Origin of the sequence: Pseudoalteromonas sp. S1650 (assembly GCF_005887195.1) — a bacterium.
Taxonomy (GTDB): domain Bacteria; phylum Pseudomonadota; class Gammaproteobacteria; order Enterobacterales; family Alteromonadaceae; genus Pseudoalteromonas; species Pseudoalteromonas simplex.
This window is the reverse complement of the sequence record NZ_PNDF01000035.1, coordinates 1-9,999: the sequence shown is the minus strand read 5'-3', so window position 1 is coordinate 9,999 and position 9,999 is coordinate 1. Positions and strand designations below refer to the sequence as shown.

General features: G+C 39.9%; 9 protein-coding genes. 6 read left to right on the top strand and 3 right to left on the bottom strand.

The genetic code is table 11. The features are described 5' to 3' along the window. Positions 1-132: 132 nt before the first annotated feature. Positions 133-648 carry a VC2046/SO_2500 family protein gene (locus tag CWB80_RS12230; RefSeq protein ID WP_138602126.1) on the top strand — a complete coding sequence of 172 codons (516 nt, stop codon included), beginning with the start codon at positions 133-135 and terminating at the stop codon, positions 646-648. A gap of 135 nt (positions 649-783) precedes the next feature. Further along, the gene (locus tag CWB80_RS12225; protein WP_054553650.1) at positions 784-1,083 is read left to right on the top strand and encodes a DUF6172 family protein; all 300 of its coding nucleotides are present in this window, start codon (positions 784-786) and stop codon (positions 1,081-1,083) included. Positions 1,084-1,156: 73 nt separating this feature from the next. Here the strand turns inward: CWB80_RS12225 and CWB80_RS12220 are convergent, their stop codons facing one another. From CWB80_RS12220 to CWB80_RS12210, 3 genes are all read right to left on the bottom strand, one after another. Further along, entirely contained in the window at positions 1,157-1,597 is a 441-nt protein-coding gene (locus CWB80_RS12220; protein ID WP_138602128.1) for a hypothetical protein, read from the bottom strand. A gap of 154 nt (positions 1,598-1,751) precedes the next feature. After that, positions 1,752-2,720: a cysteine synthase A gene (cysK, locus tag CWB80_RS12215; RefSeq protein ID WP_054553648.1), complete on the bottom strand. Its 969-nt coding sequence runs from the start codon at positions 2,718-2,720 to the stop codon at positions 1,752-1,754. A 240-nt stretch (positions 2,721-2,960) separates the two neighbouring features. Beyond that, a complete protein-coding gene (locus tag CWB80_RS12210) occupies positions 2,961-5,294 on the bottom strand; it encodes a carbohydrate binding family 9 domain-containing protein (protein WP_138602130.1) in 2,334 nt (777 codons plus the stop codon). 215 nt (positions 5,295-5,509) lie between these two features. Between CWB80_RS12210 and CWB80_RS12205 the strand changes: the two genes are divergently transcribed. The 4 genes from CWB80_RS12205 (at position 5,510) to pgsA (ending at position 9,839) form a co-directional block, all read left to right on the top strand. Continuing rightward, the gene (locus tag CWB80_RS12205; RefSeq protein WP_054553767.1) at positions 5,510-6,661 is read left to right on the top strand and encodes a dicarboxylate/amino acid:cation symporter; all 1,152 of its coding nucleotides are present in this window, start codon (positions 5,510-5,512) and stop codon (positions 6,659-6,661) included. A gap of 107 nt (positions 6,662-6,768) precedes the next feature. Next, the gene (gene uvrY / locus CWB80_RS12200; RefSeq protein WP_054553647.1) at positions 6,769-7,419 is read left to right on the top strand and encodes a UvrY/SirA/GacA family response regulator transcription factor; all 651 of its coding nucleotides are present in this window, start codon (positions 6,769-6,771) and stop codon (positions 7,417-7,419) included. A gap of 8 nt (positions 7,420-7,427) precedes the next feature. Next, a complete protein-coding gene (gene uvrC / locus CWB80_RS12195; RefSeq protein ID WP_054553646.1) occupies positions 7,428-9,251 on the top strand; it encodes an excinuclease ABC subunit UvrC in 1,824 nt (607 codons plus the stop codon). 42 nt (positions 9,252-9,293) lie between these two features. Then, entirely contained in the window at positions 9,294-9,839 is a 546-nt protein-coding gene (pgsA, locus tag CWB80_RS12190) for a CDP-diacylglycerol--glycerol-3-phosphate 3-phosphatidyltransferase (RefSeq protein WP_054564017.1), read from the top strand. The last annotated feature ends 160 nt before the right edge of the window (positions 9,840-9,999 follow it).

Below are 9,999 nucleotides of genomic sequence, written 5' to 3'. Positions count from 1 at the left end.
GGCCGCTCGGGAACCCCTCCAATGCAACGGCGCTGATAATAGCAAACTGATTTTTTAAGTAAAGAAAAAAACTAAAGAAAAATGCATAAATGCCGATAACTGGTTAATCAAGAAACTATTTGGCTAAAGACTATGCAAATTGATGGTTTGTTGCTCACAGAGAGTCAACTCGATAATCGTCTAAATAAAAGTGTTCACGAGCACCGCTCTGGAGAGTTTGCTTTATTACTCGCAATGCTTTCTCATGATGCGCTCGATTTTAGCCAGTTTCACCTACCAAAAACTGAATTAAGCAATCCTGAAGTATCTGAGTCTGCTCTGCGTACTGAATTAGGTGCTGGTCCTACACAACCATTAGCTCCCGAACAGTTTGACATGCTAATTGGGCAAGAAAATGCATTTAGACTATTGCAAGGTGGTTTATCAGATATAAAATTACGTCATTGCTTAAATCCAGAGCCTTTGAATGTTCGTGATGATAAGCAACATGTGCCGCTAGAAGTGATTGATAACTGTGAGCCAGCAGTTAGAAAACGCTTTTATGAAAAAAACAAACCCGTTGAGCGCCCACAAATCGACGCTGCCGCATTTTATGATAGTCTTAGTAATGAGGCGATACATCAACCTTTGCATTTGGCGACAGCTTAGCATTCGAGGCTTAATCGAATTGTCATAGACTATGAATAAACTTAATAAAAAGTACAGCTAAATTAAGATGCGCTTGTTATAATAGCAGTCTATGGCTTAATGCCATTGTCATTGAACCAAGTTACTAGGACTATAATGAAGAAAACATTCACGCTAAACCACGAGAAAATTAAATACCCTCGTATGGTTGATGCAGCCAAGCACGAAGTAAAAAAATACTTGAAACGTGAGCGTAATAAAACACTCCCAGCAGGTGCCGACTATTGGGCGTTTGACTGTAAGTTTGGTGAATCAGCGGATGAGGCCAATGTCGTTCACGTGGCAGAGATTAATAAATGTATTAGCGATATTGAAGCAAAAGAGCTTACATCGTTTTATGTTGAAATCTTAGCGCGTCCTGCACAGCGTCAACATCAAGAGTTTGACGAAGAGTAATACGAATATCAGTTCGCAGTAATACTCTAAAACAAAAAAGGGCCATCAGGCCCTTTTTAGTTTTAGTAATCAATTATCGCGCAAACGGATCGGCATTTATTTTTTCTATGTACCAATTGCCTTTTTTACGCATCATTTTCACACTGCGCATATCATCAATTTTCTTACCATTAAAATAACCCGTAAAAATCAAATTGATGTTGGCTTTATCGCCATACTGTTCGCGCAAGCTCATGTTAGTCATATCGACTTCAATCACCACTTCATCGTATTGCATATTGACTAAGTTGCGAGTGAACTGCCCAGCGGTACCATAAGATTTCATAATTCGCGCCATTTTCGGCGTGGCGTATTCCATCGCTTTATTTAAATCGTTTTGGTTATACAAAGCATCAAAATAGAGGGTCGCTACGTTACCAGGGGTGTTTTTTTCACCTTTTGGTGCATCTTCAGAGCCGCAACCAGAAAGAATGCTGCTACTTAAAAGGATAAAAATTAAAAGTATATTTTTCATTGTTGTAGTTTTTCGAGTGAACTTAAAATAAAGTGTGTGACTAAATGAGCATGATGTAAAGTTAACTCGGTAAAATTAATAGTTTTATTTATTTAGGATAATAAAAAAGGATGCATGTTTGCATCCTTTTTAAAAACTAAGAGATTCTTGGTGATTACTGAACAAGCTCTTTATCGCTGAACTCTTCAGCAAATAATGGGCTTGATAAGTAACGCTCAGTTGCACTTGGTAAAATTACCACAATGTTTTTGTCTGCGTTTTCAGGTTTTTCAGCAAGGCGCTTTGCAGCAACTACTGCGGCACCTGAAGAAATACCCACTAAAATGCCTTCGTTTTTCATCAGTTCATGAGCCATGGCAATGGCATCTTCATTTGATACTTGCTCTGCAGCATCTACAACTTCTAAATCAAGGTTGCCAGGGATAAAGCCTGCACCGATACCTTGGATTTTATGAGGGCCCGGTTTAATTTCTTCACCAGCTAAAGTTTGGCTAATAACTGGCGAGTTAGTTGGTTCAACAGCAACCGATTGTACATTTAAGCCTTTCTCTAGTTTAAGGTAACGGCTAACACCTGTAATAGTACCACCAGTACCAACACCTGCTACGAAAATGTCGATTTTTCCGTCCATTGCTTCAAAGATTTCAGGACCTGTTGTTTCAAAGTGAATTTTTGGGTTAGCTGGGTTTTCGAACTGTTGTAAAAGAATGTACTTTTCAGGCTCACTTGCTTGAATTTCTTTTGCTTTTTGAATTGCGCCATTCATGCCTTTAGCGCCATCAGTTAAAACTAGGTTAGCACCTAACGCTTTTAATAATTTACGACGCTCAAGGCTCATTGTGTTAGGCATAGTTAGAGTTAGTTTGTAGCCACGAGAAGCCGCTACAAATGCTAGTGCAATACCAGTGTTGCCTGAAGTCGGCTCGATTAACTCTTTGTCTTTAGTTAAGACACCTGACTTTTCTGCTTCCCAGATCATTGAAGCACCAATACGGCATTTAACACTGAAGCTTGGGTTACGTGATTCTACTTTAGCAAAAACATTACCTGATGTTACGCGGTTAAGCTTTACAATTGGTGTATTACCAATCGTTAATGAATTATCTTCAAAAATGTTAGACATACTGTTCCCTTGGAAGCAATTTATTCAATCGTGATCAATGAGCTTAGGCTATTGATCTGTAATAGTCACACTTTACTGTGGTGAATAAAAAACGAAAGTAAAGTTTGGCTATAACATATAGCGAATAGGCTTAGATACCCAAACCATCTCAAGGTGCGAGTTTCAGTTGGAATTAATATAGTTTAGGAACAAGCAAACAAAGTAAGGGGAGGGCGCACCAAAAGGTGCGCTAATAGGGTCTTAAAGCAACCAAGCGTAGCTAAACTTGGCAAATAACGTACGCTGCTCTTTAGTCATTGATGACAGCTCATCATCTTGATAGCCATTATCAGAGTAACCAGCAAAGAAGACAGTTTGCGGGTTCAGCTTGTAAGAATACAGTAGCTGAGTGGCTAACTTTTTATATTGGCTATCAACATCATCTATGTAATTAGCCTGATTGCGTTCTAAATCGGTATAAATGACTGCAAGGCGTAAAAAGCTATTCACGTTGAATTGGTAAGTTAAACGCACATCACTTAAATTGGCGGTAAATACTTCACTGCCATCGGCTTCAAGTTGCTCATAAGTATGACGTAAACGCACTTCAAAATGCTTACCAAGGTTCATATTCAGCACAGGGCGTATATGGAACTTATCACCAACGCGGTTATTAGCTAAATCAACGGCATTACCTGTGTACATATATAAAGAAGCAAATACCCCAGCGGTGGGTTTAAAGTCACTGTACAAGCCAACGCCATTTTCGCTAAACAAGTCGGTGTTGCCGTCGATATCTAAACGTGATTTGTCGTGGCGAAGGCCAGTGCGATTACGATGCTCAACAGAGACCTCAAAAAAGCTTTGTAACGGGCCGCTTACTGAAAAGCTGGTTTGTGCTTCTTTTTCGAGAAGTTCATTATTTTCGTTGTGAGTAATATCCCAATCGGCATAAAGGTTTGCGCGATTCCACCAATTGCCTTTATCGCCATACCAGCGGTATTCGCCACCAGTCGTAAACTTTTTAAAATCAACTTGTGAGATAAAGCCTAAGTCAGCTCTCAAATCAGCATCGCGGTAATTATAATCGGCAAATGCGCGCCAGTACTTCTCGTCGTGTTGATACTTTAGGTAGTAACCAGTACCTGATTGCTGTTCTTTACTTAAAACACGAAGTACACCTTCGTTGTAGTCGCAGTCACTATTTAATTCACAACTCACTTGCTCGGGTTGTGAGCAGTTATCACCATCACATAACTCGTCGATAAAATCTTGGCTGTATTGCGTTTGTGACTTTAATACTTGCACTAAGAACACATCGTTTACTGTTGGTTTGTATTTACTATCCAAACTATAAACTGTGTTTTTATAGTCATCACTTTGTCTGTGTGTTGCAGTTGACCCAAGTGATAAGCCTGATTCAAAATCGTATCGATAACGCAGGGCACCGTTTTCACTTTTCTCGTCTAGGGCGACAAGAGATGAACCTAAATTTCCAGGGATCAACACATTGGTTTGCGTGTCATTGGCAATGAAGCCGGCAAATGTATGACCATTTTTGCTGCCGGTGATTTTCGTGCCGTAATCTGGCTGGGCAATATTACGGGTATGAATAAGGTTAAGTGTAGAGGCAAAGTAGTCAGCGTTATCTAAAAAGAAGGCACGCTTTTCAGGGAAGAATAAACTAAAGTTATTGTTCACACTCAATTGTGCAACATCTGCTTCAACCTGAGAAAAGTCAGGATTAATCGTCGCATTTAAGGTGATATCTGGGGTGATCCCCCATTTAACATCTAGGCTGGCTTCAGTATTGTTCTGTGACTCCCAATCAGCTACTTGAGAGCCATCAATATCACGGGTCTCATTTTTGCCAAGCACCAAAGATGGAATAATCGCTACGTTATTGCCTTGCTTTGCTTGTTCAAAGCCTTGGTAACTTGGCATTTGGCAAATCCAACAATTGTTCCCGTGGTCAATCTGCATATTTGAGATACGTAACCGTTCACTGCGCGGTAAAAAGCGTAAAAACTCTATTGCCATCGTTTTAGTCGCTACGCTGTCGTCAAAATTCAATACGCGTAATGGAATGGCCACTTCAACTGTATAGCCTTTATCATGAATAATACCGACGCTATCCCAAATACCATCCCATGATGAGCTTTCATGTTTGGTCAGTTCGTTTTCTATTGAATCTTGTTGTACGCCAAGAGGATTAATAAAAAATTGATAGGCTAATTGAGAGTTATTGTATGAATCTATTTTTAGGCCAACTAAGTCATCATCCCAGGCAGCATCACGATCACGATAAAAGGCGCGAATAAGTTCAGGGTTCGGATCTCTCGCTTCAAAGCCTACATAGAGTGTTTCGCCATCCTCATAAACATAAGCGTAGGTGGTGACGGGGCTTTTACTGTTTTCGTAAGGCCAAGTAACGTTGCCTATGGTAATTTTTTTGGCACGTTGCCAACTTGGTTCATTAAGCTGGCCGTCGATTGTTGCCTGCTCTGCAATAAAAGGAAGGGTGACAGGCTGGCTGGTGGCCAAGCTGGTAAAAGGCACGCTCAATAGAGCGGCACTTAACATTGATTTATACATAAGCACTATACGGGTATTCAAAACTGCGAGCATGTTATTAATTTGCAACTTTGTTAACAAATGCAACGCGACAGGGCGCATATATTTACGTTCAAATTAGATTCTAACAAGCTGTGGTGGTAATTTGCGCAGTTAAACGTTAATTTGGCTGTTTTATAACAAAAGTAAACTAAAACGTGGTAAAAGATTACCACCTAAAAATTGAAGTGATCGTTATGAATTTAATTCTAAAATTAATTGCTGGTATTGTTGCCGGTATTTTAGTGGGCTTATATGTGCCACTAACAGGTGTTGAACTCCTTTACACAGTAAAAGAAATAATAGGTCAGTTGATCACCTTTACCATTCCATTAATTATTTTATTTTTTATCGCATCAGGTATTGCTGGTTTACCAAAAGGGTCAGGCCACTTGTTAGGAAAAACAGTTGGTTTTGCATATGGTTCAACCGTTATTGCTGGAACCTTAGCGTTTTTACTTGTTAGCGCTATGATCCCATTATTTGACGGCGGTTTAACGTTTGAGGCTGAAGTTGCTACCGAAGTGGGCAGCTTTATTGATTTAGAAATCCCACCACTTATGAGTGTCATGACAGCACTTGCTGCGGCGTTCATTTTTGGTATTGGTATGAGCCAATTACAGCTTGATACGTTAAAGAAAGTATCTGATCAAGGCCGTGATGTGATTGATGGCTTACTAGCAAAAGTAATTATTCCTGCGTTACCCTTTTACATTGCTGGTGTATTTGCGGAAATGACCGTTGCAGGTACGGTGGTTGATACGCTGCAAACATTTGGTATTGTTTTGCTAGCTGCATTAATTATGCATTGGCTATGGCTTACTGTTTTATATGTATCTACAGGCCTTTTACTAAAGCGTAATCCTTTAGAGCTTGTAAAAAATATGCTACCCGCTTATTTTACTGCTTTAGGTACAATGTCGAGTGCAGCAACAATTCCAGTTTCACTTCGCTCAAGCAAAGCAAATAACGTAAAAGAAGATGTGGCTAACTTTACAGTACCTTTATGTGCAACTATCCATTTATCGGGCTCAACAATTACGATTGTGACATGTGCAATGGCTGTCATGTTCTTATCACCGAATATGGATGTACCATCGTTATTTGGTATGTTGCCATTTATTATGATGCTAGGCGTTGTAATGATTGCAGCGCCTGGCGCACCAGGTGGAGCAGTTATGTCGGCATTGGGTCTTTTAACAAGTATGCTTGGTTTTAATGAAGGTGCGGTTGCATTAATGATTGCACTTTATTTAGCACAAGATAGCTTTGGTACTGCCTGTAATGTAACAGGTGATGGTATCATTGCCCTATGGGTTGATCGTTTCAGCGAGAAAGCATCTGCTTAAATTTAATTAGTGAAACGATATTTTGATTTATCGTTTCACTTTTTCTGTGCTAATGTGGCACATTAAATTGTGCGAAAGCAGCTATTTGGTTATTTGAGGGTGTTCCATTGATTAATGTACTTTTAGTTGATGACCATGAACTTGTACGGACAGGGATCAGACGTATACTTGATGATGTTCGCGGTTTTAAAGTGGTGGGTGAAGCTAAAACCGGTGAAGAAGCGGTGCAATTTTGCCGTCAACATTCACCAGATATCGTGTTGATGGACATGAATATGCCAGGTATTGGCGGTTTAGAAGCGACAAAGAAAATCTGTCGTTATTGCCCAGATGTAAAAATTATTGTGCTTACTGTGCATTGTGAAGACCCATTCCCAAGTAAAGTAATGCAAATCGGTGCACACGGTTATCTGACTAAAGGTGCCGGTTCTGATGAAATGGTTAACGCCATTCGTGCAGTGAATGCAGGACAACGTTATATTGCGCCTGAAATTGCGCAGCAAATTGCGCTTGCCCAGGTAAGTGGGCGAACAGATGAAAACCCTTTCCAGAGTTTGTCCGAGCGTGAGCTGCAAATCATGCTGATGATCACTAAAGGTGAGAAAGCGCAAGACATCGCAGAGCGTTTGAACCTCAGTTCAAAAACGGTGAATAGCTATCGCTATCGCATGTTTGAAAAGCTAAATGTAGGTGGGGATGTTGAACTTACCCATTTAGCAATTCGTCATAAAATGATCGACATTGATAGCTCGCATTAATTTGCTCAATGTCTGATTTCGAACCAGCCCGTTTTTTAAAAACACTATCAAGTGAGCCCGGTGTCTACCGAATGCTTGATAGTGAAGGGCAAGTTATCTATGTCGGTAAGGCAAAAAATCTAAAAAAGCGTGTCAGTAGTTACTTCCGTAGCAATGTAACTGATAGTAAAACGCGTGTCTTAGTCAGTAATATTTGCGGTATTGAAGTCACCCTGACTAACACCGAAACCGAAGCCTTACTACTCGAAAACAATCTAATAAAAAAATATCAGCCTCGTTATAATATTTTGCTGCGAGATGATAAGTCATATCCATATATTCTGTTAACTGATCATAAGCACCCGCGACTTGCTTTTCATCGTGGTAGCCGAAAAATTAAAGGCGAATATTTTGGTCCATTCCCAAGTGCGGGAGCGGTTTCTGAAAGTTTGCGTTTAATGCAAAAAATTTTTCCGGTTCGCCAATGTGAAGATGCCTATTATCGAGCGAGAAGCCGTCCCTGTTTACAATATCAGTTAAAGCGCTGCTCAGCACCGTGTGTAAATAAAATCTCCGATGAAGAGTACCAACAAGAAGTTGATTTTGTCCGTAAGTTTTTGCTGGGTAAATCTCATGAAGTTATCGCCGATTTAGTCACAAAGATGGAGCAAGCAAGTAAAGAACTTAAATTTGAGCTTGCGGCCAAAGTCCGTGACCAAATCATGTTGCTTCGAAAAATGCAGGAGCAACAATCTATTTCAGGTAATCATGCCGAAATGGATGTAGTGGGTTTTGCGCATTTAAATGGTTTAAATGCGGTTCACTTATTAATGATCCGCGACCACAAAGTGCTAGGCAGTAAAACTTATTTCCCTAAAGTACCAAAAGACTCCGGTGAAGAAGAAATTCTAACCTCGTTTTTAGGTCAATATTATTTAGCACCCGGTGCAACGGGGCGTATTGCCAAAGAAATTATCTTACCGTTCAGTATTGAAGAAAGTGAGCCATTAAGTGAAGCGCTTACGGCTATCTCTGAACGTAAAGTGAGTTTAAAAGTTGCTAATCGCGGTGAGCGGGCACAGTATTTAAAGCTTGCTAATAAAAATGCCCTTAATAGCATTAGTGTTAAGCAAAGTACCCAAGACTCCATTAATAAACGTTACGCACAATTAAAAGAAACATTACGTCTAGATGATATTAATCGCATGGAATGTTTTGATATCAGCCATACAATGGGTGAAAACACGGTAGCAAGTTGTGTGGTGTTTGATTCGCAAGGGCCAAATAATAAAGAATATCGCCGATTTAATGTTACTGGCATCACAGGTGGTGATGATTATGCTGCGATGGAATTTGCACTTAATAAACGTTACAACAAAGTTGTCGATGAAGAAAAAATTCCAGATGTCATCTTTATCGATGGTGGTAAAGGTCAATTATCTCGTGCTGAGCAATATTTTGAAAACTGGCCGCATAATAAAATGCCATTGTTGGTAGGTGTTGCAAAAGGTACTAGTCGAAAACCAGGTTTAGAAACGCTATTAATTGATGGCGGACGTAAAACAATACCACTTGATTCAGATGCGCCAGCGCTGCATTTAATTCAGCATATTCGTGATGAGTCGCACCGTTTTGCTATTGCAGGGCATCGTAATAAACGACAAAAACAACGCACACAATCATTGTTAGAAGAAATTACCGGCGTAGGACAAAAACGCCGACAAGCATTATTAAAATATTTAGGGGGCATGCAAGGGGTAAAAGCTGCTAATATAGACCAATTAAAACAAGTTCCTGGGATCAGCCCTGAAATGGCTGAAAAGATATTTAATCATTTGCATGACAAGGCTTAGCCTTCGTGCGAATATAGTAAAAAAAGACATCTCCAAGTAGTTATGTGGAATATTCCAAACACACTCACAACCTTTAGACTTTTTCTTATCCCCATTTTTTTGGTGATATTTTATTTGCCTTTTTCATGGGCATTTTTTGCAGCTGCGTTTGTTTTCTGGCTTGCGTCAATCACAGATATCCTTGATGGCTATCTAGCGCGTCGTTTAAATCAGTCAACGCCTTTTGGTGCGTTCCTAGATCCTGTCGCTGACAAAGTAATGGTGTGTGCAGCACTGGTTGCTTTATCAAGCCACTATCAAAGTTTGTATATGACTATTCCGGCATTAGTGATTATTAGCCGTGAAATTGTTATCTCTGCCTTACGCGAATGGATGGCAGAGCAGGGTAAACGTGACAACGTAGCTGTATCAAACATGGGCAAGTTTAAAACTGCGGCACAAATGCTAGCCATTATTGGTTTGATCTGGCAGTTTGATACATGGATGATCTACTTAAGTTATGGCCTTTTGTACGTCGCAACATTCTTAACGCTTAGTTCTATGTTGCAGTATTTAATAGCGGCATGGTCAGAATTGACCAAAAATTGATCCTAAACGTTTAATTACACACCGTTTTAGATAAAAAATAAGCAAACAGTTCAAAACTAGCATTTTTTATATTGACGCGTTTAATAATCTCTGTAGAATGCGTCCGTGTTGAGAGGGCATAGCCCCCAAGATAAAGAAAGCGGCACTAGCTCAGTTGGTA

What these genes read in the sequence shown, in the direction of transcription:
- CWB80_RS12230 (WP_138602126.1), top strand. Translation starts at nt 133, where the DNA reads ATGCAAATTGATGGTTTGTTGCTCACAGAGAGTCAACTCGATAATCGT.
- CWB80_RS12225 (WP_054553650.1), top strand. Translation starts at nt 784, where the DNA reads ATGAAGAAAACATTCACGCTAAACCACGAGAAAATTAAATACCCTCGT.
- CWB80_RS12220 (WP_138602128.1), bottom strand. Translation starts at nt 1,597, where the DNA reads ATGAAAAATATACTTTTAATTTTTATCCTTTTAAGTAGCAGCATTCTT.
- uvrC (WP_054553646.1), top strand. Translation starts at nt 7,428, where the DNA reads ATGTCTGATTTCGAACCAGCCCGTTTTTTAAAAACACTATCAAGTGAG.
- CWB80_RS12210 (WP_138602130.1), bottom strand. Translation starts at nt 5,294, where the DNA reads ATGTATAAATCAATGTTAAGTGCCGCTCTATTGAGCGTGCCTTTTACC.
- cysK (WP_054553648.1), bottom strand. Translation starts at nt 2,720, where the DNA reads ATGTCTAACATTTTTGAAGATAATTCATTAACGATTGGTAATACACCA.
- CWB80_RS12205 (WP_054553767.1), top strand. Translation starts at nt 5,510, where the DNA reads ATGAATTTAATTCTAAAATTAATTGCTGGTATTGTTGCCGGTATTTTA.
- pgsA (WP_054564017.1), top strand. Translation starts at nt 9,294, where the DNA reads ATGTGGAATATTCCAAACACACTCACAACCTTTAGACTTTTTCTTATC.